Annotated in this window: 27 protein-coding genes and 2 pseudogenes; 14 read left to right on the forward strand and 15 right to left on the reverse strand. The window is 64.2% G+C overall.

The annotated features are described in order from the left end of the window. Window positions 1-4: 4 nt before the first annotated feature. The 3 genes from A5906_RS01740 to A5906_RS01750 all read right to left on the reverse strand — a co-directional run bounded on the left by A5906_RS01740 (window position 5) and on the right by A5906_RS01750 (window position 3,038). Entirely contained in the window at window positions 5-529 is a 525-nt protein-coding gene (locus A5906_RS01740; protein ID WP_080133549.1) for a DUF309 domain-containing protein, read from the reverse strand. Between the two features lie 21 nt (window positions 530-550). Then, window positions 551-1,369, reverse strand: a complete 819-nt coding sequence (locus tag A5906_RS01745) for an alpha/beta fold hydrolase (RefSeq protein WP_186465140.1) — start codon at window positions 1,367-1,369, stop codon at window positions 551-553. A gap of 127 nt (window positions 1,370-1,496) precedes the next feature. Further along, window positions 1,497-3,038: a benzoate-CoA ligase family protein gene (locus A5906_RS01750; RefSeq protein ID WP_080134013.1), complete on the reverse strand. Its 1,542-nt coding sequence runs from the start codon at window positions 3,036-3,038 to the stop codon at window positions 1,497-1,499. Window positions 3,039-3,175: 137 nt separating this feature from the next. Between A5906_RS01750 and A5906_RS01755 the strand changes: the two genes are divergently transcribed. Beyond that, a complete protein-coding gene (locus A5906_RS01755; protein ID WP_080133551.1) occupies window positions 3,176-4,084 on the forward strand; it encodes a helix-turn-helix transcriptional regulator in 909 nt (302 codons plus the stop codon). 110 nt (window positions 4,085-4,194) lie between these two features. Then, window positions 4,195-4,590, forward strand: coding sequence for a group II truncated hemoglobin (locus A5906_RS01760; RefSeq protein WP_080134014.1), 396 nt, complete (start codon window positions 4,195-4,197; stop codon window positions 4,588-4,590). 18 nt (window positions 4,591-4,608) lie between these two features. Here the strand turns inward: A5906_RS01760 and A5906_RS01765 are convergent, their stop codons facing one another. Beyond that, entirely contained in the window at window positions 4,609-4,941 is a 333-nt protein-coding gene (locus A5906_RS01765; RefSeq protein ID WP_080133552.1) for a PRC-barrel domain-containing protein, read from the reverse strand. A 67-nt stretch (window positions 4,942-5,008) separates the two neighbouring features. Further along, window positions 5,009-5,794 (reverse strand): IclR family transcriptional regulator domain-containing protein, encoded by a 786-nt coding sequence (locus A5906_RS01770; protein ID WP_080133553.1) that lies wholly within the window; start codon window positions 5,792-5,794, stop codon window positions 5,009-5,011. Window positions 5,795-5,906: 112 nt separating this feature from the next. Here A5906_RS01770 and A5906_RS01775 point away from each other — a divergent pair, with 112 nt between their 5' ends. Both A5906_RS01775 and A5906_RS01780 read left to right on the forward strand, forming a co-directional pair. After that, on the forward strand, window positions 5,907-7,265 hold the full coding sequence (locus A5906_RS01775) for an aromatic ring-hydroxylating dioxygenase subunit alpha (RefSeq protein WP_080133554.1): 1,359 nt from the start codon (window positions 5,907-5,909) through the stop codon (window positions 7,263-7,265). A 145-nt stretch (window positions 7,266-7,410) separates the two neighbouring features. Further along, complete coding sequence (locus A5906_RS01780) at window positions 7,411-8,847, forward strand: glutamine synthetase family protein (protein WP_080133555.1); 1,437 nt, start codon at window positions 7,411-7,413, stop codon at window positions 8,845-8,847. 19 nt (window positions 8,848-8,866) lie between these two features. Here A5906_RS01780 and A5906_RS01785 read toward each other — a convergent pair whose 3' ends face one another. Together A5906_RS01785 and A5906_RS01790 are read right to left on the reverse strand one after the other, a co-directional pair. Beyond that, window positions 8,867-9,985, reverse strand: a complete 1,119-nt coding sequence (locus A5906_RS01785; RefSeq protein ID WP_161495354.1) for a lipase family protein — start codon at window positions 9,983-9,985, stop codon at window positions 8,867-8,869. A 310-nt stretch (window positions 9,986-10,295) separates the two neighbouring features. Continuing rightward, on the reverse strand, window positions 10,296-10,841 hold the full coding sequence (locus tag A5906_RS01790; protein ID WP_080133557.1) for a hypothetical protein: 546 nt from the start codon (window positions 10,839-10,841) through the stop codon (window positions 10,296-10,298). Between the two features lie 468 nt (window positions 10,842-11,309). Between A5906_RS01790 and A5906_RS01795 the strand changes: the two genes are divergently transcribed. Continuing rightward, window positions 11,310-11,684, forward strand: coding sequence for a hypothetical protein (locus A5906_RS01795; protein WP_080133558.1), 375 nt, complete (start codon window positions 11,310-11,312; stop codon window positions 11,682-11,684). A gap of 49 nt (window positions 11,685-11,733) precedes the next feature. On the opposite strand, the gene A5906_RS01800 is transcribed toward A5906_RS01795, so the two are convergent. The 8 genes and pseudogenes from A5906_RS01800 to A5906_RS01830 all read right to left on the reverse strand — a co-directional run bounded on the left by A5906_RS01800 (window position 11,734) and on the right by A5906_RS01830 (window position 17,052). Further along, the gene (locus A5906_RS01800) at window positions 11,734-12,447 is read right to left on the reverse strand and encodes an ABC transporter ATP-binding protein (protein WP_080133559.1); all 714 of its coding nucleotides are present in this window, start codon (window positions 12,445-12,447) and stop codon (window positions 11,734-11,736) included. Continuing rightward, on the reverse strand, window positions 12,440-13,207 hold the full coding sequence (locus A5906_RS01805; RefSeq protein ID WP_080133560.1) for an ABC transporter ATP-binding protein: 768 nt from the start codon (window positions 13,205-13,207) through the stop codon (window positions 12,440-12,442). The genes A5906_RS01800 and A5906_RS01805 overlap by 8 nt, the downstream gene beginning before the upstream one ends. Next, window positions 13,200-14,144, reverse strand: a complete 945-nt coding sequence (locus A5906_RS01810; protein WP_080133561.1) for a branched-chain amino acid ABC transporter permease — start codon at window positions 14,142-14,144, stop codon at window positions 13,200-13,202. The genes A5906_RS01805 and A5906_RS01810 overlap by 8 nt, the downstream gene beginning before the upstream one ends. Next, window positions 14,141-14,268, reverse strand: a pseudogene (locus A5906_RS43650) (branched-chain amino acid ABC transporter permease); the annotation flags it as partial. The pseudogene A5906_RS43650 and the gene A5906_RS01810, both read right to left, overlap by 4 nt. 1 nt (window position 14,269) lies before the next feature. Next, window positions 14,270-15,059: pseudogene (locus tag A5906_RS01815) on the reverse strand (branched-chain amino acid ABC transporter permease); the annotation flags it as partial. Window positions 15,060-15,361: 302 nt separating this feature from the next. Continuing rightward, window positions 15,362-15,580: a hypothetical protein gene (locus tag A5906_RS01820; protein WP_080133562.1), complete on the reverse strand. Its 219-nt coding sequence runs from the start codon at window positions 15,578-15,580 to the stop codon at window positions 15,362-15,364. Between the two features lies 1 nt (window position 15,581). Continuing rightward, window positions 15,582-16,241, reverse strand: coding sequence for an acyl-homoserine-lactone synthase (locus A5906_RS01825; protein WP_167523463.1), 660 nt, complete (start codon window positions 16,239-16,241; stop codon window positions 15,582-15,584). Window positions 16,242-16,323: 82 nt separating this feature from the next. Beyond that, window positions 16,324-17,052, reverse strand: a complete 729-nt coding sequence (locus A5906_RS01830) for a LuxR family transcriptional regulator (protein WP_080133564.1) — start codon at window positions 17,050-17,052, stop codon at window positions 16,324-16,326. A gap of 167 nt (window positions 17,053-17,219) precedes the next feature. On the opposite strand from A5906_RS01830, the gene A5906_RS40920 reads away from it, so the two are divergent. The 9 genes from A5906_RS40920 to A5906_RS43655 form a co-directional block, all read left to right on the forward strand. Next, the gene (locus tag A5906_RS40920; protein WP_136614880.1) at window positions 17,220-17,396 is read left to right on the forward strand and encodes a hypothetical protein; all 177 of its coding nucleotides are present in this window, start codon (window positions 17,220-17,222) and stop codon (window positions 17,394-17,396) included. Between the two features lie 261 nt (window positions 17,397-17,657). Then, complete coding sequence (locus tag A5906_RS01835) at window positions 17,658-18,596, forward strand: LysR family transcriptional regulator (RefSeq protein ID WP_080133565.1); 939 nt, start codon at window positions 17,658-17,660, stop codon at window positions 18,594-18,596. 142 nt (window positions 18,597-18,738) lie between these two features. Then, window positions 18,739-19,617 (forward strand): shikimate dehydrogenase, encoded by an 879-nt coding sequence (locus A5906_RS01840; RefSeq protein WP_080133566.1) that lies wholly within the window; start codon window positions 18,739-18,741, stop codon window positions 19,615-19,617. A 57-nt stretch (window positions 19,618-19,674) separates the two neighbouring features. Continuing rightward, on the forward strand, window positions 19,675-20,805 hold the full coding sequence (locus A5906_RS01845) for an ABC transporter substrate-binding protein (protein WP_080133567.1): 1,131 nt from the start codon (window positions 19,675-19,677) through the stop codon (window positions 20,803-20,805). Window positions 20,806-20,885: 80 nt separating this feature from the next. Continuing rightward, window positions 20,886-21,761, forward strand: coding sequence for a branched-chain amino acid ABC transporter permease (locus A5906_RS01850; protein ID WP_080133568.1), 876 nt, complete (start codon window positions 20,886-20,888; stop codon window positions 21,759-21,761). Further along, on the forward strand, window positions 21,758-22,756 hold the full coding sequence (locus A5906_RS01855; protein ID WP_080133569.1) for a branched-chain amino acid ABC transporter permease: 999 nt from the start codon (window positions 21,758-21,760) through the stop codon (window positions 22,754-22,756). Before A5906_RS01850 ends, A5906_RS01855 begins: the two co-directional genes overlap by 4 nt. Continuing rightward, window positions 22,753-23,496: an ABC transporter ATP-binding protein gene (locus A5906_RS01860; protein ID WP_080133570.1), complete on the forward strand. Its 744-nt coding sequence runs from the start codon at window positions 22,753-22,755 to the stop codon at window positions 23,494-23,496. The genes A5906_RS01855 and A5906_RS01860 overlap by 4 nt, the downstream gene beginning before the upstream one ends. A 10-nt stretch (window positions 23,497-23,506) precedes the next feature. After that, window positions 23,507-24,244 carry an ABC transporter ATP-binding protein gene (locus A5906_RS01865; RefSeq protein WP_080133571.1) on the forward strand — a complete coding sequence of 246 codons (738 nt, stop codon included), beginning with the start codon at window positions 23,507-23,509 and terminating at the stop codon, window positions 24,242-24,244. Continuing rightward, on the forward strand, window positions 24,241-24,474 hold a 234-nt coding region (locus tag A5906_RS43655), incomplete at its 3' end, for a Gfo/Idh/MocA family protein (protein ID WP_245326555.1). The genes A5906_RS01865 and A5906_RS43655, both read left to right, overlap by 4 nt.

A 24,474-nucleotide genomic window follows, 5' to 3' on the forward strand; every position in this document is an offset into this window, starting at 1 on the left:
AGGGTCAGGACCGTACGGTCGCCCCGAGTGCGATCCAGTCGGCTTTGGAAAGCTGGGATCGGCCAAGCTTGGCCTGGACCAGCGCCACAAGGGCCGCGACCGGAAAGCTCTCGACAAGGCCGTCGCCGGCCGCAGCCGCCTTGCGCGAGCTCAGGGCCCGCAGCTCCGTCAGCGCATCTCCAAACAAGCGCGCGGCCGAATGCGGCCGCTGCATGCGCAAGCGCAGATTCGCATTGGCGATGTGGATGCAGGCGCGCAGCAGGATGCGCTCGCGACCACCTTGGGGAGCCGCTGCCCACACGGCCTCGAGCACCTCCTGCGCCTCCCAGAAATAACCGCGGTCGTTGAGCGCGAGCCCATAGCGCAGCGCCGGATGGCGCGCCGGCACATGGCCGCGGAAGGCCGAAGGCACCAGTGCCTTGGCCATGTCGAGCGCGACGTAGTCGGCATCGACGCCGCCGGTCTCACCCGGCACATAGGCCCATTGCGGCCACGGCAGTGGCCCGCCCGCATTCGGTGGCGCACTCATGAGAGCCGCGCCTCCGCAGAATCATGCGGCGCGTCCCTGAAGTCCCTGATCGTCGCGCAGGGCCGCTTTTGCAAATTGCTCAATCGCGTCAAGCGTCGCCCCCGGCGCTTCACGATGCGGGGAATGGCCCGCGTCTGGAATAATTTTCAAATCTACCGGACAATAACACTCTTCCTGCGCGATTTCGACCTGGCGCAGCGTCCCATATTGGTCGCCCGTACCTTGCAGGACCATGACGGGAACGCGGATGTAGGCGAGATATTCCGAGATGTCCCAGTCGCGGAATTTCGGATCGAGCCAGGCGCCATTCCAGCCGTGGAAGGCGTTGTCGACGTCCTTGTGCCAGCGTGCGAGCTTTGACTTCAGGTCGGTGGTCTCGAAGGCGGCCTTGATCGCCGCGATCGATTCGATCGAGATATCCTCGACGATGAAATGCGGCGCGATCAGCACGAGACCGTTCAGGCGGTGATCCTGATGCGCCCCGGCATAGATCGTCGCGATCGAGGCGCCGTCGGAATGGCCGAGCAAAAGGCCACGCTCGAAGCCGATCGCATCGAGGATTTTCGGCAGCACGTCCAGCGCCTCGCGCTGCATGTAATCGAGCGGCCGCGGCAGCATGACCGGGCTCGACTGGCCATAGCCGGCGCGCGAATAGACGAAGATGCCGGCCCCGGTCGCCTGCTGCAGCTTCTCCGGAAAATCGCCCCAGAGGCCGACCGAGCCGAGGCCTTCGTGCAGCATCACGATGGTAGGGGCATCGGCAGATGCGGGTGCGAGCCATTTGTATTCGAGGCTGGCGCCATCGACGCTGAGGAAGCCGGTGGGGGTGAGGTTGGTCATGCTGTCGTTCCCGTTCATTCCGTCATTCCGGACAGCTCGCCGCGCGAGGTGATCCGGAATCTCGAGATCGTTTGGAGACTCGAGATTCCGGGTTGGATGCTTCGCATCGCCCCGGAATGACGAGCGGTTAATTCGCCCCTTCCCGCAGCTTGAAGCGCTGGATCTTGCCTGTCGCCGTCTTCGGCAAGGACTCCACGACATCGATCCAGCGCGGATATTTCCACGGGCCGATCTTCTGCTTGACGTGCTCCTTCAGCATCTCCTGCAGCTCCGTCGTCTTTGCACCGGGACGAAGAACGACGAAAGCTTTCGGCTTCAGGAGCCCTTCCGGATCGGCTTCGGGCACGACAGCGGCTTCCAGCACCGCGGGGTGCGTGATCAGCGCGCTCTCGACTTCGAAGGGCGAGACCCAGATGCCGGAGACCTTGAACATATCGTCGGCGCGGCCGCAGAAGGTGTAGCGGCCGTCCGCGTTGCGGATGTATTTGTCACCGGTGCGGGTCCACGGCCCCTCGAAGGTACGGCGGCTCTTGTGGCGCTGGTTCCAGTAGCCCTCACCGGCCGAGGGTGCATCGACCAGGAGCTCGCCGACTTCGCCGTCGGCAACATCCTGACCGGCTTCGTTGACAAGCCGCACCGCATAGCCGGGCACCGGCTTGCCTGAAGAGCCGTACTTGATGTCGCCGGGCGCGTTCGAGAGAAAAATGTGCAGCAGCTCGGTGGAGCCGACGCCGTCGAGAATGTCGACGCCGAAACGCGCCTTCCAGCTGTTGCCGACCGATTCCGGCAGCGCCTCACCGGCGGAGGTGCAGATGCGCAAGGCCTTTCCGCCGCGCGCGGCCTTCATGGTCTCGTCGTTGAGCATGGCCGCGAACAGCGTCGGCACGCCGTAGAAGATCGACGGGTTGTAGCGGTTCATCAGGTCGAACATGCGCGCCGGCGTCGGCCGCTCGCTGTTCAGGATCACGGTGGCGCCGACCGACATCGGGAAGGTCAGCGCGTTGCCGAGGCCATAGGCGAAGAACAGCTTTGCGGCGGACAGGCACACGTCACTCTCGCGGATGCCGAGCACCTGTTTGGCGTAGGTGTCCGCGGTCGCCTGCAGATTCGAATGCAGATGACGCACGCCCTTGGGCATGCCGGTCGAGCCCGACGAGTAGAGCCAGAATGCTGGCTCATCGGGATGCGTCACGGCCGTGGTGAACTGGTCGCTCTCGCCGGCGATCTCTTCAGCGAGTTGCTTGTGGCCGTTCTGCTTGGCGCCGGAGACTACGACATGCTCGAGATCGGGCATGCGGCCGACCACGTCCTTGATGACGGGATAGAGCGCCTCCGACACGAACAGCACGCGCGCGCGGCAGTCGGCGAGGATGTAGGCGTACTGGTCCGCAGTCAGCAGGGTGTTGAGCGGCACCGGCACGATGCCGGCGCGGATCGCGCCCAGGAACACGATCGGAAAGTCGACCGTATCAAGCATGATCATCGCCACGCGCTCCTCGCGGCGGACGCCGAGCCGGCGCAGCATGTTGGCGGCGCGCCGGGTCTGTTGCTGGAGCTCGCCATAGGTGAGCCGCGAGACGGTGTCGTCGAAGGCGAGCTTGTTGCCACGCCCCTCCTCGACGTTACGGTCGAGCAGCCAGGTCACCGCGTTATAGGATCCCTCGCTCACGGACATCTCTCCCGAATTTAGAATTATAATTCATAGAAAGACACTCCGGCGGCTTGCTGTCAATGCCAGCAGGCATTATGTTTCATTAAAACGCGCCGCAAGACCTTCTTTAAAGAAGGCATCCGTAAAGAAGGCTCATGACCGACAGTCCCGACGCCGAATCCCGCTTCCTCGAACAGCTCGGCCAGCGCGTGCGCACCATGCGCGCGCTGCGGGGCATGTCACGAAAAGTGCTCGCCAAAGTATCAGGGATTTCCGAGCGCTACATCGCGCAGCTCGAGAGCGGCAAGGGCAACGTCTCCATCGTGCTGCTGCGCCGCGTCTCCGATGCGATGGGCGCGCATCTCGAAGACCTGCTTCCCTCGGCCGACCCGACGCCGGACTGGCAGATGTTTCGCGACCTCTTGCGCAAGGCGACGCCGGCGCAGATCGCGCAAGCAAAAGATCTGCTCACGGGAGGTAACGCATCCGCGCAGCGGCGCGCGCCGTTCTGCGGCATTGCGCTGATCGGCCTGCGTGGCGCCGGCAAGTCCACGCTCGGGCGGATGCTCGCAAAGAAGATCGGCTGGAGCTTTGTCGAGCTCAACAAGGAGGTCGAGCAGCAGAACGGGCTCTCGGTCGCCGAGATCATCGCGCTCTACGGCCAGGAAGGCTTTCGCCGCATGGAGCAGGCGGCGCTGCAGCAGCTGCTCGCGCGCAACGAGCTGATGGTGCTGGCGACCGGCGGCGGCATCGTCTCCGAGCCCCTGACCTTCGACCAGATCCTGACCTCGTTCTACACGATCTGGCTGAAGGCCGAGCCGGAAGAGCACATGGCCCGCGTGCGCCGCCAGGGCGACCTGCGCCCGATGGCCGACGATCGCTCCGCGATGACAGAGTTGCGCAACATCCTGCTCAGCCGCGAGCCGCTGTATTCGCGCGCGACCGCGGTGGTGGATACCGCAGGGCTGTCGGTCGATGCCGCGGCGGCACGGCTGATCGACGCGGTGCGGCCGGTGCTGCAGAACGAGGCGCGCAGCTTCGGGCTGCGCAGTGTGGCGCTGTAGCTCTCCGCTGTCGTCCCGGACAAGCGTAAGCGCAGATCCGGGACGGCGAGGGTTTTGCGCGGCCTTCAGCAACACTATATCAACGCAAGCACCAAGCCCTGGGACCCATGATGACCGATAGCGACGTCACCATCTCCATGTTCGAGCGGATCGGCGGCAGCGCCACGATCGATCGTCTCGTCGATCGCTTCTACGACCGCATGGACACGTTGCCGGAAGCGAAAATGATCCGCGCCATGCATGCGGATGATCTCGGCCTGATCAGGGACGTGCTGAAGCGCTATCTCACCGAATGGACCGGCGGGCCGCGGCTCTATACGCCCGAGAAGGGACATCCGCGACTGCGCCAGCGCCATTTCGGCTTCGCCATCGGCGACGCCGAGCGCGACGCGTGGCTGCTCTGCATGCGTGGCGCTATGGAGGAGACCGTGACAGATGGTGCTGCGCGGCAGGACCTCAACAAGGCGATATCTGGCCTCGCCGACTGGATGCGCAACCGGACATAGCCCGTACTTCCGACGCCGCTAGACCGACCAGTAATTCGGATGCTGGTAGGGCCGCGAGCGGTCGCCCCAATCGAAGGCCTCGCCATCGAACTCGCATGGACCGCTGCTCAATTGCTCCGGCGTCAGATCGACCTGAAAGGCCTGACGGTTCTGATCATATTTCAGCGCACTCCACTGCACCGGATAATGGTGATGAGTGCCGAGCAGGCCGCCGGTCCTGACCACTGCGTAGGCGACCGTTCCGCTCACCTTGTCGAGCATCAACCGCTCGATCGTGCCGAGCTTCGTGCCGTCACAACCATAGACGGCGACGTGCTGCACACGATCACTGGGAACCATGGTGTGGTTCATGGTTGTCCTCCCTCGTCTCTTGTGCTTGCGACATTATAGCACCGGTTTCGAGGCGGGGGGAATGCAGCTACAGAAGCTGCGACCGCACCGACTCCGCCCCTTCCCGCAACAGCGGCAGGAAGCGGTCGATCAATTCCTGCGCCGGCACGCGATCGACATGGGCGCCCATGTTGATGGCGGCGACGATGACGCCGTCGTAGCGGCGGACGGGGACCGAGATCGAGCGGAAATGTGGTTCGGCCTCGCGGTCGACCAGCGCATAGCCCTGCGCGCGATCGGCGGCAATGCGCGCGAGCAGCGCCTTCGGGTCGGTCACCGTCTGCGGCGTCAGCGCCTGCCGCCTCATCGTCTTGAGGCGCGCGGCGAGATCGGCCTCGTCGAGCCGGCCGAGCATGACCCGGCCGACCGAGGTGCAGAAGGCCGGCAGGCGGTAGCCGATTTCCAGCCCACCCGAGAACATGCGTGCCGGGCTGCTGCGCGCGATGAACACGACGTCGTCGCCGTCGAGCACTGCGAGTGAGGAGATTTCGTTGGCCGCGGTCGCAACGCGATCGAGCACCGGTTGCAGCACCGTGACGACCTGGTTGGAGCGCAGATAGGACGCCGCCAGCGTCAGCACGTGCGGCGTCAGCGAGAACAGCTTGCCATCGCCAGAGACGTAGCCACCGCGCTGGAGCGTGAACAGCATGCGCCGCGCGGTCGCGCGCGGGAGATCGGCAGCGCGGGCGAGATCGCTCAGCGTCATCGGCCCCGCGGTCGTGCCGAAGCAGTGGAGCAGGCGCAGGCCGCGATCGAGCGCTTCGACGAAGTCCGTCGCGCGCTCGTCAGTCTCACTCCGCTTCAGCTTGGGCATGGTGCCGGGACAATCCTGCAAAATAGTGCTTGCTGCCGATCCAAGGCATGTCATAATTCGCCCATTCGTTCAACAGGCGAACAAACGCCACTCCACAAAGGATGCAATCGCCATGATGAGCCAGGAGCAGAACGACCTGATCACCCGCACCGGGCCGAAGGCCCCCTGCGGCCGACTGATGCGGAGCTACTGGCAGCCGGCGGCGCTGGTCGATGAGCTGGAGGGCGCGCGGCCGATCCGTCCCGTCAGACTGCTCGGCGAGAACCTGGTGCTGTTTCGCGACGAGAACGGACGCTACGGCCTGATCGACCGCCACTGCGCCCATCGCGGCGCCGACCTCGCCTTCGGACGGCTCGAGCATGGCGGATTGCGCTGTGCCTTCCATGGCTGGCTGTTCGACGCCACCGGCCAGTGCATCGAGACGCCGGCCGAGCCGAAGGATTCAAAGCTCTGCCAGAACATCCGCCAGCGCTCCTATCCCGTGGTGGAGAAGAGCGGCATCCTCTGGGCCTATCTCGGCGAAGGCGCCCCGCCCGCGTTCCCGGAGCTCGACTGCTTCGTCGCGCCCGGCACTCATACGTTTGCGTTCAAGGGGCACATGGCCTGCAACTGGCTGCAGGCGCTGGAGGTCGGCATCGATCCCGCCCACGCCTCCTATCTGCACCGCTTCTTCGAGGACGAAGACACCTCGACCGCCTACGGCAAGCAGTTCCGCGGCGCCTCCGCCGGCTCCGACCTGCCGATGACGAAGATCCTGCGCGAATACGACCGGCCGATCATCAACGTCGAGCACACCGAATACGGCCTGCGGCTGATTGCGCTGCGCGAGATCGACGAGGAGCGGACCCATGTGCGCGTCACCAACCAGCTCTTCCCGCACGGCTTCGTCATCCCCATGAGCACGGAGATGACGATCACGCAGTGGCACGTGCCGGTCGACGACGAGAACTGCTACTGGTACGCGATCTTCACCAGCTACACGAACCCGGTCGACAAGCAGAAGATGCGCGACCAGCGGCTCGAGCTCTACGAGCTGCCCGACTACGTCTCGCGCAAGAACCGCAGCAACGACTACGGCTTCGATCCGCACGAGCAGCAGACCGCGACCTATACCGGCATGGGCAGCGACATCAACGTCCACGACCAGTGGGCGGTGGAATCGATGGGGGCGATCCAGGACCGCACCAAGGAGCATCTCGGCCAAAGCGATAAGGCCATCGTGCAATATCGCCGCCTGCTGCGGCAGGAGATCGAGAAGGTTCAGGGCGGCGAGAAGCCGATGCTGTTCCTGGACGAGACCAACGCACGCAGCATTCAGGGGCCGGCGACCATGGACGGCATCGGGCCGACGCGAGGCTGGGAGACCTACTGGATGGAGGTCGACGTCAAGCGCCGCCGCGGCGCCCCGTGGACCGCACCGGTGCCGAAGGAGATCGCGGACAACGTGCATCGGCTGACGGCGGCGGAGTGACGTCTATCCTCGTCCTTGCGAGCGAAGCGAAGCAATCCAATCTGTCACCGCGGATGCATTTCTGGATTGCTTCGTCGCAAGAGCTCCTCGCAATGACGGAGAATGTGGCGCATGCTTCGCGCCTCACGACTGGAGGAGCAGCAAAGTGACTTTCGTCGCGCGCCATGCGCTGTGGTCGGATGAGCAGAGGGACGCAGCACTGCGCATGCGCCGCATCGTCGAGGACAGGAATCTGGAGGTCATCCGCCTCGCCTTTCCCGACCAGCACGGCGTTTTGCGCGGCAAGACCATCATCGCCACTGAAGCGATCGCGTCGCTGGAGAGCGGCTGCTCCATCACCACCACCATGCTCGCCAAGGACACCTCGCACCGCACGGTGTTTCCGGTGTTCACGTCGGGCGGCGGCTTCGGCATGAAGGAGATGGAGGGCGCGGCCGACGTTCTCATGGTCGCCGATCCCACCACCTTTCGCGTGCTGCCCTGGGCGCCGACCACGGGCTGGGTGCTGTGCGACCTCTATTTCAATGACGGCCGTCCGGTGCCGTTCGCGACTCGCGGGCTCTACAAGCGCGTGCTCGACGAGCTCGGCAGCCGCGGCTGCGATTTCGTCGCGGGGCTCGAGGTCGAATTCCACATCTTCAGGCTCGATGACCCGCATATGCGCCCGGAAGACGCGGGCCAGCCCGGCACGCCGCCATCGGTCAGCCTGCTCAGCCACGGCTATCAATATCTCACCGAGCAGCGCTTCGATCAGATGGAGCCGGTGCTGGAGATCCTGCGGCGCGACATCGTCGCGCTGGGACTGCCCTTGCGCTCGGTCGAGGTGGAGTTCGGACCGAGCCAGTGCGAATTCACCTTCGCGCCGAGAAGGGGCCTGGAGCCTGCCGACAACATGGTGCTGTTCCGCAGCGCCGTGAAGCAGATTGCCCGCCGCCACGGCTATCACGCCACCTTCATGTGCCGGCCGAAACTGCCGAACGTGTTCGCGAGCGGCTGGCATCTGCACCAGTCGATCGTCTCGCGCACGAACGGCGAGAACCAATTCATGGCGAAGGACGGTGCGGAGCCGCTCAGCGCGTTCGGCAAGTCCTACCTCGCGGGCCTGCTCGACCACGCCCGCGCCTCCACCGTGTTCACCACGCCGACCATCAACGGCTACAAGCGCTACCGCTCCTATTCGCTGGCGCCCGACCGCGCGATCTGGGGCCGCGACAATCGCGGCGTGATGATCCGCGTGCTCGGCGGCGCCGGCGATGCCGCCACGCGCCTGGAGAACCGCATCGGCGAGCCCGCCGCCAATCCCTACCTCTACATGGCCTCGCAGATCCTCTCAGGCCTCGACGGCGTCGACCGCAAGCTCGATCCCGGCCCATCGGCCGACACGCCCTACGAGACCAAGGCACCGTTGCTGCCGAAGAGCCTGCGCGATGCGGTCGCCGCTCTGAAGGACGACCCGTTCTTCCGCGAAAAGTTCGGAGCAGAGTTCGTCGACTACTACACCCACATCAAGAACGCCGAGATCGACCGCTTCCTGGCCGAAGTCACCGACTGGGAACACCGCGAATATTTCGAGATGTTCTGAGCACGGCAATCGACCTCGATCATTCCGCGCGAGGTAGCGGCGTGAAGCCTAATGCGCCTCCGGCCGCAAGCGCAAAGGCGTTTGACGCCGGACCGGTCGCCCTGCGGGAGTCCGGCTGACGCAGGCCGGACCGTGTCACTCCCGCGCGCAGCGCCGAATTGGCGGGGTTCGACGCGACGAGACGCCCGGCACTCCGCGCGTAGATGCGACGAAGCGCGGCAAACCGCTGGTTTCCATTCCGTGCAATCAGCTGCTCGTCGGAGTCCGGCCGATAGATGACATCGCAACCGCCGACCAGCGTGGCCGGAGCGCGGTAACCCAATGGATTGCCCTCATTGTAGGTGAGATCTGCAAGGTTGGTTGCAAGCAACTCAATTCCGTGCAGGCCAATTGCCGAACCGCGCGCAGCCTTGACCTCGACCGTTCGCACCTGCGGATTGCAGCGCGATCTCGCCTGGGGATATTCCTGAACGGCCGCGCGAGCATACGACAGCACTTCGCCAGTCTCATAGACACGGTCGATGACGAGGCGCTGGACGTTTTCGGCCAGAAGAGCCTTGTTGACGAGGTGCGCGCCGGTCACCGGGGACGGATCGAACGCAAGCACCTTTGCGATCCGCGGGCCGCCCGACTTGGTGGCCAGTGCGACGAATTGGGCAAGTCCGGCGCCGAGAGAATGCCCTGTCGAAACGATCTGCGGTTTCCTCGCCGCGCGCTTGTAGCAATCCAGGTTCTGGATCTGCTTCATGATCGTGTCGACGTTGCGCTGCAGTTGTTGATAATAATCGTCATAGGGCGAGCCGAACCGGCTGAAATTCGAGAACCAGTCGCCTCCGGACAGCCCCACGGTACCGCGGAACGCAATGCTCACCTCGCTGCAGGAACGGCCGGCAGCCGCGCGCGTGCGCGCCCATACCTGGTATGTCGGGCCGCTGCCGAAATTCCAGCCGCGCCTCGCATAAGCTGCCTTGCACGCTTCATCCGCCCAATCGATGCAATCGAGATAGGAGTCGCTGCCAAACTGATAGCGCCAGGGCTTGAAGATTTTTCGCGCGTGCTCCCTCAGGTCCTCCTGCGATGCAGGGATCGCATTCTGCACCGCGTAATCGACTTCCTCGCCGAGGCCGGCATCGCGCATCGTGTTCAGCGTGCCGACAGGCTTGTAGGCGGCGGACGACTGGATGGCATAAGGCAAATAATAGTCGGCATATCTGTAAACATAGGCCGCCAGGATATCGGGATCACTATTGGACTGGGCCCAGGCCGTCTGGACGGCCGAACACCAGATAGCGGCCGCCGCGCTGGCAAGAATGAGCGGGAATGCTGCGAAACGAAATCGCATGGCAACATCTCCAAATATCAACGACAATCTATGGCTGCATGAGACCATAGCCGCGCTTTCTTGACAATATCGAGAGAGAGCCGACGACGGGCGCCGGCCGCGACAGTCAGCCCATGGGACGGGGAGCCTGTCTCCTCGCGCGCAGCTCGATGATCACCGCAACAATCGCATAGACAGCGAATATTCCGATCGCGATCGGAGCCCCTTCGATGATCCTCCAGCCCAGGCTGACCACCTTGTGGGCTGCACCGCCGACGTCGTTGCCATAGACGAAGCAATCGCCCACGCCTCCCTCATTGGGTGAGCATTTGGGATTGACGAGATGGCTGATCGACAGCATTGGGCCGAAATAGGGGACGAATGCACAGATCAGGCTGACCGCGAACGCCAGCAGTAATCGGGTCCATAGCCGGAGCCAGCCCAACGTGATCAGCCAGCAGCAGGCCGCCAGCCATAGCGCGGCAAGCCCGTCTCCAAAGCGAGAGCCCACCAGGAAGCCCGCCTCCAGCGCATGACGGATGATCTCTGCGGCAGAAGAGCCGACGGGACAGCCGGTATCGCTGCCGGGACGGCATCCCGACAGTCCGGCGAAGAGAGAGGTGAGCAATATCACCAGTTCCGGAACGAAGGGGAAGACGACGAGCAGCAACAAGCCCGCTCTCCAGCGGAGACGATGAGAATTCCCGTCAGGTTGCGATGTCATGCTGGCGCGGTGACATTTTCCCAAATGATCTTCCGCGAAGACCCCCAGCCTTTACTACCTCTGATATGGGCTGATCGCAACGGACATCGTCTGGTTCGCGCGATCGGCGCAGGACGCCGCAGCCGCCGGCCTCACGCATGCGTGAGACGATTTCGTCGCGGCCCGCCTCGACGAAATACCGGCAAGCTCCACGAAGCCATTTTCGTTATCCGGCGAAAACCGCCGGAAAGACGACGGGTCTAGACTTTCGTCCGATGATCAACAACGGAGTTCGGTCATGTGGGGTCAATTGTTCAGCCTGATCTATCACCTGTCCTGCCGGACCACCCTGATCGAGATCGGTACGCACCGCCTCGCGCGCTAGCGGCGGGGACCTGCGTATTAGGTAAGACGGACTGACCAGATGACGGGGTTGCCATGCGCAAGCTGATCCTGATCGCAGCGATCTCGCTGCTCGCAACGGAAGCGTATGCCGGCGGCCCGCGCAGCCTGAGCCTGGCGGCAAGCAATGCCAGCCAGCAGGTAATGGAGCAGCCGGCTACCGCAGCGGCGGCGCCACAGACCAATCAAGCCCCGTCGGCACAGCTCCCAACCAATGTGCGGACGGCAACGACTGGACCAACGTCAACGCCGACGACGGCGCCAGCGACAGCGCCGGCCGCCACAACGCCCGCCCAGCCCGCTGCAAGGCCGGCGGCGACTACGACAGAAACCGCCAAGCCGAAGCGCCGGCAGCCTTCCACCGAGGCGCGCGTGATCCGCGAGCTGCATCGGCACGGCATCTATTGGTGAGAGATCAGGTCTGTCTCTTCAGTCATTGCGAGCGCTGCTGGAGCGGTGCTCAAATCCCCAGATACTTATGCTGCAGATCCGGCTCCGCCATCAGTTCGTTGGATGTGCCGCTCCACACCGTCTTGCCGCGCTCGATGATGTAATGGCGGTCGCAGATGCGGGCGAGGTGGTCGACGTTCTTGTCGACAACAAGGATTGACTGGCCCCGGCTCTTGAGCAGCGACAGGCAGTGCCAGATTTCTTCGCGGATCAGCGGCGCGAGGCCTTCGGTCGCCTCATCCAGGATCAGGAGTTTTGGATTCGTCATCAGCGCGCGGCCGATCGCGAGCATCTGCTGCTCGCCGCCGGAGAGCTGGTTGCCCATATTGGCGGCGCGCTCCGCCAGCCGCGGGAACAGCGAGTAGATCGCAGCCAGCGTCCACGGATTCGGGCTGCCGAAGCGGTCGGCGGCGGCTGCAACCAGGTTCTCGCGCACGGTGAGATTCGGGAAGATCTGCCGCCCCTCAGGCACGAGGCCGACGCCGAGTTTTGCGATTCTGTAGGACGGCAACTGCCGCACTTCGGCGCCGGCAAAGCGGATCGCACCGGAGCGTGCAGGCGTGAGCCCCATGATGGAGCGGATGGTCGTGGTCTTGCCCATGCCGTTGCGGCCCATCAGCGAGACCATCTCGCCCGAGCTGATCGACAGCGACAGGCCGAACAGCACCTGGGACAGGCCGTAGCAGGTCTCGATGCCGTCAACCTCGAGCAGCGTGTCAGCCATGGTGCGTCACCACATGCTGGTCGCCGAGATAGGCGCGTTTGACATCCTCGTTCTGGCGAATCGCGGCGGGATCGCCGGAGGCGATGACGCGGCCATAGACGAGCACTGAGATGCGGTCGGCCAGCGCGAACACCGCGGGCATGTCGTGCTCGACCAGGACAATCGAAACCTCCTTGCGCAGCTCCTGGAGCAGTTTCACCATGCGCTGCGATTCAGTCACGCCAAGGCCCGCCATGGGCTCGTCGAGCAACAAGAGCTTCGGCTTGCTCGCGAGCGCAACCGCAAGCTCGAGCTCGCGCCGCTCGCCATGGCTGAGCCTGTTCACCACGACATCGGCGCGGTGGGAAAGACCAACGCGATCGAGCGCGGCGTGGGCGGCATCGCGCAGGCCCTTCTCCTTGCGTGCGTCGGCGAAGAAGCGGAACGAGGTGCCGGCATGCGCCTGCGCCGCCAGCGCGACATTATCGGCGGCGGTGAAGTCGAGCAGCAGCGAGGTGATCTGGAACGAGCGGGCGAGGCCCAGCGCGCAGCGGCGGTAGGCCGGCAGATAGGTGATGTCGCGTCCCGCCAGCGAGACGCTGCCGGAATGCGGCTCGAGATGCCCGGTGAGCTGGCTGATCAGCGTGGTCTTGCCGGCGCCGTTCGGGCCGATGATGGCGTGCAGCTCACCGCTGGCGACGTCGAGCGAGACGTTGTCGGTCGCGACGATGCCGCCGAAGCGGCGCACCAGCTTTTCGACGCGGAGCAGAGGTTCAGCCACGGCCAGCCCTCCCGAGCATGCCCATGATGCCGCCGCGGCCGAACAGCACGATCAGCAGCAGCAGCGGCCCCATGATCAGCGCCCAATATTCGGTGATCTGCGACAGGAACTCTTCCAGCAGCAGGAACACCACCGCGCCCATGACCGGGCCGAACAGCGTGCCCATGCCGCCCAGGATCACCATCACCATGAGGTCGCCGGAACGCGTCCAGTACATCACGGCCGGGCTGACGAAATCGGTATTGTTGGCGAGCAGCGCGCCGGCAAGGCCGCACATCGTCCCCGATATGACGAAGCAGACCAGCTGGTAGCGTTTTGCCGGAAAACCGATCGCCTGCATGCGCTGCTCGTTGGAGCGCAGGCCCTGCACGACGAGGCCGAAGCGCGAATTGACGATGCGCCAGATCAGGAAGATCACGCCAAAGAGACAGGCCAGGCAGAGATAGTAGAACTGCGTGCGGTTCGACAGGTTGATCAGCCCGGAGAAGTCGCTGCGCTTGTAGACGGTGAGTCCGTCGTCACCGCCGTAGCGCGCGAGGCCCGAGGCGACATAATAGGCCATCTGCGCGAAGGCGAGCGTGATCATGATGAAATAGACGCCGCGGGTGCGCAAGGAGAGCGCGCCAATCACGAGCGCATAGATCGCGGAGGCCGCGAGCGCGACCGGGAACTGGATGAAGCCGCTTCCGACTCCCTCCTGGGCGAGCATGCCCACGGCGTAGCCGCCGATGCCGAGATAGGCGGCGTGGCCAAAGCTCATCATGCCGCCAAAGCCCATGATCAGATTGAGGCTCGCCGCCGCCAGCGCCAGGATGACGATGCGGGTGAACAGCGTCAGGATGAAGACGTTCCCGCTAAGCTGCGAATAGAGCGGCAGCAGCACGAGGCCCGCCAGCATCAGGGCCGTGACGGCCTTGCTCACAGTCAAACTCTTCATCGACGGTTGGCCGGAAACAGCCCCTCCGGCCGCACCACCAGCACGATCGCCATCAGGAGATAGATCAGCATGGACGACAGCGCGGGCGCGGCGGTGGAGGCAGCGGCGCCGCTCAGCACCTGCCNGCAGCAGATTGGGCAGAAAGGCGCGGCCGAGCGTGTCGATCATGCCGACGAAGATCGCGGCCAGGAACGCGCCGCGGATCGAGCCGATGCCACCGATCACGATGATGACGAAGGCGAGGATCAGGATGTTCTCGCCCATGCCGATCTGCACGGTGAGGATCGGCGCCTGCATCAGGCCGGCAAGGCCGGCGAGCGCGGCCCCCAGGCCGAACACCAGCGTGTAGAGCAACTTGATGTTGATGCCGAGCGCGCCGATCATCTCGCGGTTGGAGGCGCCGGCGCGGATCAGCATGCCGATGCGGGTGCGCATCACGCCGAGATAGAGCATCAGCGCGACCAATAGCGCCACCGCGATGATGGCAAGTCGATAGGCGGGATAGTGAATGCCGGGCAGGATCGGCACCGGCACGGTGAGCCAGGCCGGCAGCGGCAGCGCAAGGCCGGCCGGGCCCCAGATCAGCCGCACGGCTTCATTGAAGAACAGGATCAGCCCGAAGGTCGCAAGCACGTGGTCGAGATGGTCGCGGCCGTAGAGATGCCGCAGCGCGGTCACTTCGAGCACGATGCCGAGCACGAGCGTGGCGCCAAGCGCCATCAGCGCGCCGAGCAGGAAGCTGCCGGTCCAGGCCGCAAAGGTCGCGGCGAAATAGGCCCCCATCATGTAGAGCGAGCCGTGCGCGAGGTTGACGAGATCCATGATGCCGAACACCAGCGTCAGGCCGGCGGCGAGCAGAAACAGCAGCAGGCCGAACTGCAATCCGTTCAAGAACTGTTCGACGACGAGCAGCATCAAAACTCTTTCAGGCGCATGCAGCGTCGCGCCGATGTTCGAACACAGTCGCCATCAGTGAAAGAGCTCCCCCTGCCTATTCAAGGCCGAAAAATGGGTAATGGCAGTATCGTTCCGAGGCAAGAGCGATTCCACATCTAACATGCACTTTGTTGCATCCGGGCACATGCGGCCGGGATGCGCCTCGCAATGCAAAAAGGCTGCCGCGCAGGATGGGGCAACCTGCCGCACCCAAATGACATTACCCTCCCCCCGGTTGCGGGGAGAGGGTGCGAACGTCGTTGAATGAAGGAAGGATGCGTCTAGTGCGACGTCAGCTGCTGGGGAAAATCGTCCGGCCCGGCGAGCACGCTGTTGACCGTCGAGGCCTCCAGCGCCGCCATCCGGAACAGATAGGCGAGCGTCGTTAGGCCGGAGTCGTCCGCCATCTGCGCCAATTCGAGCGCCATGTCGGACATGTATCCGAGGTTCTCGTCCTTCGTTAAGGCCATGATCTGGCTGTCCCGCATCATGTTCGACATCTCAGGCGCTCTTTCGTTGCGCGGTGGCGAGACCGCAGAGGTTGGCACGGGCGACGGCGTCCAGACGGGAGCCGTGCTGGCGCACGATCGAAGTCATGCCGATGCGATCATGCAGGGCATCGAGCGTCTCCCGGCGAATATCGATGGTGGCCGCCATGGTCCACGCATTCTCCACCAGCGCCGGCAGGCCGAGCGGCTTCACGACGAAGCCGGCCTCGTGGAAGCGCGGCAACCACCAAGTTTCCATGATCGCGCTGACCTGCGCAATTCCCTGATTGAGGCAGAACTCCTGCACCGCCGCCATCAGTTGCAGGTTGAGAGCGCCGTCGCGGCGATCGCGGACGACGAAGTAGCGTGACCATTCCCAGATCAACGGATCCACGGGGCAGCCGCGGATCGCAGCCAAATGCGGGAAGACGTCGCTCATCATTGAAGGCTTGGTCGTCGGATAGAGCCGATGACCGCCGACGACACGCCGGCCCTCCAGCGCAAGCAGGTAGACGGTATCCTCGTCGTCATAGGAATCGATCTCGCGGCCATCGGGCCGTCGCAGCGTCTCCCAACGCCGCTCATCGACGAAGATGTCGTGGCGCAACCGGAAATGCTGTTCGAGAACGTCTTCGTAAAGGTGGCGATTTATCGAGGAAATTGCGTGAATCATGAAAACCCCCATTCAGCCTCAATGGGGGCAGAATCTGCGAAAAGACGCAGGTTCGATATTGGGAAATTTCCCAGTACGTCGCTTAGGGATTGATGATCTTGCCGCGAATCGCCAGGGCCACCGCATGCGTGCGGTTGACCGCACCGAGCTTGCGCGCGGCGGTTGCAAGATGCTCTTCGGCCGTGCGCTGCGTGATGTGCAGGATCTCGCCGATCTCCCAAGCCGACTTGCCCTGCGAGGCCCATGAGATCACCTCGCGTTCGCGCGGGGTGAGACGCGTCGTTGGATACGGTGCCGGCTGGAGCAGACGGCGGATGTGATCAAAGCCGTACATCGCCATCAGGTGCAATGCCGGCTTGCTGCGGGGATTGAGATCGAGATGGACGCCGCCGAGCGACACCGCGGCTTCATAGCCGGTGAGCCCGTGGATCGGCACGATGAAGCCACGCGACATGCGAAAATCGGTGGCGCGGTTCATCACCTCGGCCGCATTGGGCTCGAGCTCGGCATCATAAGGGGCTTCCGACCACTCGAACGGGTTGACCGATTGCCGGCACAGCCGCACCACAGGATCGAAGCGGTCATAGTTGTTCTGGGTATACAGGCTGAACCAGCCCGCGGGCCAACGCTTCGCGAGCACCATCTGCGCAAAGCGCTGATCGGGATTCGGCAGGCCTGTCACGATGATGGTTTCGAAGCCAAAGCGACCAAAGGCCGATTCAAGCGCGCTCATCGCATCCGGAACCTTGCGATAGGTCCCCAGACCTTCAATGAAGTCGAGCGCCTCCCGGCCATAGTCTACGGCGGACATCGGTGCCTTTCCTGACTTGCACCGTCCCGTATAACACGTATTCGAGGGCTGCCTCAATTCGCTGGTCCCGTAGTTTACCGGTGACGACCTGCTCCGAAGCCGTAATCTACTTGTGGAAGAAGTGACCTCAAGTTACACCTCAAGGCGTAGAAAGCGGGAAAACCACGATGGACGACGAGAACATCGCCCTCAACAGCGTGCTCGGCCTGGAATTGAACCGCGTGTTTTTCGCCGTGCGCGAGACGGCAAACAAGCAGAAGATCATCGAGTTCGCGCGCGAGGTGCTGCAAAGCGAGCGCGCGGAGTTGGTGGACAGTATTTTGCCCGAGGGTCCGGCGAGCTAGCACGTCGTCGCAGCAAACGACGCCGATACAACAGATCGCGCGACGCCGTCGTCCTTCCATTTGAACGCGCAGATTTTAGTCGAAACACTCTGACCGCGAAGTTCAACTTTCCTTCTCCCCTTGTGGGAGTGGATGAACCCAGCACGCGAGCGGCTGCACCATCCCACCACATCGACGCACTTGCCGCTGGATGACATAACGCCTCTCGTGAGATGATCGTCGCCACGATCGTCTTCCGGATGCCAGGGATATTTCAGGACCATGATGACGCTGCGCCAGGTTGAAGTGATCCGTGCCGTGATGGTGACGGGCACCATCGGCGGCGCGGCGAAGCTGCTGAACGTCTCTGCGCCGGGAATCAGCCGGCTGGTCAAATACACCGAGCGCTCGCTCGGCATCCGCTTCTTCCAGCGCCAGAACGGCCGCTACTTCCCGACGCCGGAAGCCGAGAACATCTTCGAGCAGATCAACGGCGTCTATAAGAAGGTCGACGATCTCTCCGAGATCATCTCCAAGATCGGGCGCGGCGGCCTCTCGGAATTGCGCATCGGCTCGGTGCCGAGCATCTCGCAGGTCATGGTGCCGCGCGCGATCGAGCGCGTCCGCCGCCGCTATCCCGATCTCGGCATCGACATCAACATCCTCAAGCTCGAGGAGGCCATCGACTATCTCCTGCTCGGCCGCGGCGAGTGCGTCGCGATGAGCTACAGATTGGAGCATTCCGGGCTCGACTTCATGCCGCTCGCCTCGGGCGAGCTCTATTGCATCGTGCCGACGGGCCACGAGCTCGCCCGCCGCAAGCAGGTTTCGGCCGCCGAGATCACGCGCTATCCGCTGATCGGCATCGACCCGAACGACCCCTATGGCCGCATCATGGCCGAGATGTTCGCGCGCCACCGGCTCGACTACAACATCACCATCCGCGCCCGCTTCGGCACCACGGTCTGCGCGCTGGTGAAGGCGGGGCTCGGCATCGCCATCATCGACCAGTTCACGGTCGCCCATGGCGGCTATCCCGGCATAGAGCTGTTGAAGATCACCGAGCCGACGCGGTTCGACACCTATGTCGCCGTGAAGCGCGGCGCGCCGCTGTCGCTTCACGTCGAACATTTCATCGAAGCCCTGCGTGCCGAGATGCGCGCGGTCGAGCCGTCGCGCGACAACGGCAAGGCCGCTCCGGCACGCGGACGCAAGAAATAACACGATGTTAGGTTTGCAGGACAAAAGGGTAATTGTGTTAGGCGGGGGAAAGATTATCGTCCCCGCGGAAGCCCCTTGGAATTGCGCGGATTTCCCCGCTAATGGCCGGGACCGAACGCTCTCAACGAGACGATGGCAAACCATGTCAAAGCGCGGATATCCCGCCAGCAAAAAGCTCCTCACCGGCCTGATCGGCGCGCCGATCGCGCATTCCGCGTCGCCCGCGATGCATGAGCGCGCCGCCGAGGCGCTCGGCCTGCGCGGCCACTACCAGCTCATCGAGGTGGCCGGCGCCGGTGCCGCCGGCCTCGCCATGATGCTGGAAGGCGTTCGGCGGCTCGGCTTTGCCGGCGTCAACGTCACCTTCCCCTACAAGGAGGCGGTGGTCCCGCTGCTCGACGAGCTGGCACCGGCGGCGGCGGCCATGGCGGCGGTCAACACCGTCGTCGTCAGGAACAGCCGGTTGATCGGCCACAACACCGACACGACGGGCTTTGCGCGCGCGGTCGCGCCGCTGCTGGCCGCTTCCGGAAATGCAGTGGCCGTGATCGGCACCGGCGGCGTCGGCAAGGCGATCGCCTTTGCGCTGGCAAGCCTGAAGGTGGCCGATCTACGAATATTCGACAGCGAGCCGGCGCGCGCCGAAAGGCTCGCCACGCTGCTGACCGGGCATGGCGGCGCACGGGTAGCCCCGAGCGTGGAAGACGCGCTTGACGGTGCAACCGGCCTCGTCAACGGCACGCCGGTCGGCATGCTGCCGAACCGGGACACGCCGGTCCCGGCGTCGCTGCTGCGCGAAAACCTGTGGGTCGCAGACGCCGTCTATTCGCCGCTGATCACGCCGCTGCTGGCCGCGGCGCGGGCCAAGGGCGCGAAGATCATGACCGGACGGGAGCTCGCGATCTATCAGGCGGCCGATGCGTTCGAGCTGTTCACCGGCCTTGCCCCATCGACCGAAGTGATGGGAGAGGCATTCGACGAGGTGATGGCGGCACGAAGTTCGGCCTATCACGCGGCGTAACGGAAGCGGCCGGACACAAGGCCGCGGACAACATCAACGAAAATGGGAGGAGAGATCATGAAATCAACCATTCTGGCGGGCGCCCTGCTTGCGTTCGCGACGGCAACCGGCGTCCACGCCCAGGCGATCAAGCTCGCTGACGTCGCCGAGCTGTCGGGCGGCGGCGCCACCGTCGGCACCAACTGGAAGAACGGCATCGACCTCGCGATCGAGGAGATCAACGCCAAGGGCGGCGTGCTCGGCCGCAAGCTCGAAGTCACCCACGCCGATTCGCAGTCCAACCCCGGCGTCGCCCGCGCCCAGGTGCAGAAGGCGCTCGACGCCGAGCCCTATGTGCTGCTCGGGCCCGGCTATTCCGGCTCCGTGAAGGTGACCGCGCCGCTCGCGGCCGAAGCCGGCATCGCGCAGATCATGGGCGGCGAAGCCGCCGAGCTGACGCAAGCCGGCAACAAGTTCCTGTTCCGCACCTCGTTCGGCCAGCAATCCTCGATGCCGAAGGTCGCAAAGTACATCCACGACGAAATGAAGGCGAAGACCGTCGCGGTGGTCTGGGTCAACAACGATTTTGGCCGCGGCGGGCGCGACGTCGTGGTCAAGGAGCTCGACCGGCTCGGCTCCAAGGTGATTGCCGATCTGTCGACCGAAGCCGGCCAAGCCGACTTCGCCGCCGATGTCGGCAAGATCAAGGCTGCCAATCCAGACGCCGTGTTCGTCTATCTCAACGAGGAAGAGAGCGCGCGCATCCTGAAGGAGCTGAAGCGCCAGGGCGTCACCGCGCCGCTGATGGGCGAGACCACGCTGATCGGCCAGAAGGTGATCGAGCTGGCCGGCGACGCCGCCAACGGTGCGCGCGGCCATGTCGGCCTCACAACGGACGCGCCGGTCGATCTGATCAAGGCATTCCGCGAGAAGTTCTCGAAGAAGTACAATTACGTTCCTGACCATAACGGCCTGAAGGGCTACCTCGCCGTCTACATGGTGAAAGCCACCACCGAGAAGATGGGCAAGGTCGATTCCAAGGCCTTCGCCGACACGCTGCACGGCCTGACCATCAAGGCCGCGGACGAGCCGGGCATCCTGATGGACGTCACCTTCAGCGACACCGGCGATATCGACCGCCAAAGCTTTCTGGTCGAGGTGGTCGAAGGCAAGCAGGTCGTGAAGCAGGTGCTGCCCAAGGTGAAGTGAGGCGCCGCCCTTCTCCCTCGCCCCGCTCTTCGCGGGGAGAGGGAGACGAGAGAGCGGGCCGAGGGACACGAGAGGGGTACATGTCCAATCTGTTCGATCTTCTGGTCGCAGGACTTGCCACCGGCGCGATCTATGCGCTGGTCGCGGTCGGCTTCACGCTGCTGTGGCAGACCTCTCAGACCATCAATTTCGCGCAAGGCGAGTTCGTGATGCTGCCCGCGTTCCTGATGCTGGCGGCGATGCATGCGGGCGCGCCGTTCTGGCTCGCGATCATTCTCGGCATCCTCTTGTCGATGATCCTGCTGGGCCTCGCCTTCAAGATGCTGCTGGTCGACCCGATGATGCGCCATGGCGTGCTGCCGCTGGCGATCGCCACCATGGCGCTCGCGATCGGCATCAAGGAAGCGGTCAAACAGTTCTTCAGCGCGGAAGCTTCGCCCTTTCCCTCGATCGTACCGACCGGCGACATTTCCATCCTCGGCCATGCCGTCTCGCTGCAGAGCATCGGCGTCCTCGTCGTCGCCATTCTCGCCGTTCTTGGCCTGACCACGCTGCTCAATCGCACCTCGCTCGGCCACCAGATGCAGGCCGCGGCGCAGAACCCGACGGTGGCACGCATCATCGGCGTTCCCGTCGAGCGCATGATTCTCTTGACCTTCCTGATCAACGCCTTCCTGGTCGCGCTGGCCTCGCTGCTGATCACGCCAATCTACCTTGCGAAATTCTCCTCCGGCGAGGTGCTCGGCCAGGCCGCCTTCATCGCGGCGATCGTCGGCGGCTTCAACCAGGTGCGGGGCGCGATCGCCGGCGGCCTGCTGATCGGCGTGCTCGACAATCTCGCGGCCGCCTATGTCTCGACGCAGTACCGCGCCGCCGTGCCGATGATCTTCCTGATCGCCGTCATCCTGTTCCGGCCGCAGGGCTTGCTCGGCCGCGCCGAGGAGCGCACCGTATGAGCGCCTTCGCCAAACCGTTGAAGATCGCGCTCGGCCTTGCCGTGATCGCCGGCCTGATCTTGGTCCCCATGAACTTCAACCGCTACGGCCTGTTCATCCTGAGCCAATGGGCGGTGATGAGCATCGCCGCGATGGGGCTGAACCTCACGCTCGGCTATGCCGGCCAGGTCTCGCTGGCGCAGGGGGCCTTCGTCGGCATCGGCGCCTATGCCGCCGCGATCATGACGACCCATGGCTGGCCGTTGCCGGCGGCGATCCTGGTCGCGATTACCTTGAGCTTCGCGGTCGGCTGGGTGCTCGGCTATCCCGCGCTGCGCGTGCAGCACCACTACCTCGCCTTCGTCACGCTCGCCTTCTCCACCCTCGCCTTCCTGGTGTTCCGCAACGAGAGCTGGCTCACCGGCGGCATCTACGGGATCTCCAACATCCCTCGACCGCATATCTTCGGCATCGCCACCAACAAGCCGCTGCCGTTCTACTACGTCTGCCTCGGCTTGCTGGCGATCGTGTCGCTGGCGGTGTGGTGGCTGATCCGCTCGCCCTGGGGACGCGCCTTCATGGCGCTGCGCGAGAATCCCCTGCGCGCCCAATCGCTCGGCATCGACACGCGGCGCTACACGCTGATGGCGTTCGCGATCGGCTCGGCGCTCGGCGGCGTGGCCGGCGCGCTCTATGCGCCGCTGACGCAATATATCGATCCCGTCCCCTTCAACCTGTCGCTCTCGCTCGACCTGTTGATGATGGTGATCGTCGGCGGCGCCGGCTTCTATTTCGGGCCCTTCCTGGGCGCGATGATCGCGGTGCTGCTGCCGGAATGGCTGCGCTTCACCGAAGGCTACTATTTGATGCTTTATGCGGTCGCGGTGATGCTGCTCTTGATCTGGTCGCCGACCGGCATTCTGGGAATCCTCGATCGCACCATGGCGGCGCGGCGGACCAAGGCGGCCTCCGCGCTGCGCGCCGTCGCCAAGTCGCGCCTGGAGACGGTGCAATGAGCGCGGTCCTCGAAGTCACTGACATCAAGAAGAGCTTTGGCGGCATCCACGCAGTCAACGGCGTCAGCTTCGACGTGCGCGAAGGAGAGATCCTCGGCCTGATCGGCCCCAACGGCTGCGGCAAGTCCACGCTGTTCAACTGCATCCTCGGCCAGCTCACGCCATCGGGCGGCGAGGTCAAGCTCGACGGGCAGATCGTCACGGGCCTGCGCCCCTCCGAGCTCAACAAGCTCGGCGTCAGCCGCACCTTCCAGCTGCTGCAGGTATTCCCAAAACTATCGGTGCGCGAGAATTTGATCCTTGCGGGGCAGGAGCACCAGGGCAACATGGCCTCGCGCCTGGTCGGTCGCTCCGATGCGGGGCTGACCGGAGCCGCCAACCAGATGATCGGCTTCTTCAAGCTCGACCATCTCGCCGACGAGCCCGCCGGAGGCCTGTCCTACGGCCAGCAGAAGCTGCTCGATGCCGCCATGGCCTTCATGGGCGGCCCTCGCCTGGTGCTGCTCGACGAGCCCGCCGGCGGCGTCAACCCGTCGATGCTGGCGGATTTGAAGGAGCGCCTGGTCGCGATCAACCGCGAGAAGAACGCCACCTTCGTCGTGATCGAACACAACATGGAGTTCGTGATGTCGCTTTGCTCACGGGTGATGGTGATGGCGGAAGGCAAGGTACTGGCGATGGAACGCCCCGACGAGGTCCGCAAGAACCCCGCCGTGATCGAAGCCTATCTAGGGCATTGAGGAGCCGACCATGAGCGATCCGATTCTCTCGGTTCACAACCTCGTCGGCGGCTACGGCAAGATGACGATCTTGAACGGTACGACTTTTTCAGTGCCGGCAGCCACGATCACCACCATCATCGGCCCCAACGGTGCCGGCAAATCCACCGTGTTCAAGGCGATCTTCGGCCTGCTCAAGCTGCGCGACGGCAAGATCAATTTTGCCGGCCGCGACGTCACGAATTTGAGCCAGCGCGCGCTGCTCAACACCGGCATCTGCTACGTGCCGCAGGGCCGCAACATTTTTCCGGAGCTCTCAGTCCGCAGCAACATCGAGCTTGGCGGTGTTTCGGCCGGGAAAGGCATCGACCTGCCGAATCGGATCGAGGCTGCGCTCGACCTGTTCCCCGCGCTGCGGCGCAAATCGGCACAGCAGGCTTCGACATTATCGGGCGGCGAGCAGAAGCAGCTCGAGATCGCCCGATCGCTGCTGCTCGATCCGAAGCTCGTGCTGATCGACGAGCCCTCGATCGGCCTGTCGCCGCTGATGGTGCAGCAGACCTTCGACATCCTGAAGAGCTTGCGCGACCGCGGCGTCACCATCCTGATGATCGAGCAGAATGCGCGCTCGGCACTGGAGATCTCCGACATCGGCATCGTGCTCGAGCTCGGCCAGACCCGCATGGTCGACAAGGCGGAGCGCATCCTGAACGATCCGCGCATCGGACAACTCTTCCTCGGCGGCGCCATGGAGGAGAGTGCGGCATGAGCGCGCCAATGCGCATCGCGGTCGCCGGCGCCGGCCTGATCGGCCGTCGCCATGTCGCGCTGATCGAGACGTCGCCGGACTGCGTGCTGTCAGGCATCGCCGACCCCTCGCCTGCCGCGAAGGATCTCGCGGAGACACACAATGTGCCATGGCATGCGGATCATCGCGCGCTGCTGGCGCAGGACAAGCCCGACGGCCTCGTCATCGCCTCCCCCAACACGCTGCACCTG

Origin of the sequence: Bradyrhizobium sacchari (assembly GCF_002068095.1) — a bacterium.
Classification (GTDB): Bacteria; Pseudomonadota; Alphaproteobacteria; order Rhizobiales; family Xanthobacteraceae; genus Bradyrhizobium; species Bradyrhizobium sacchari.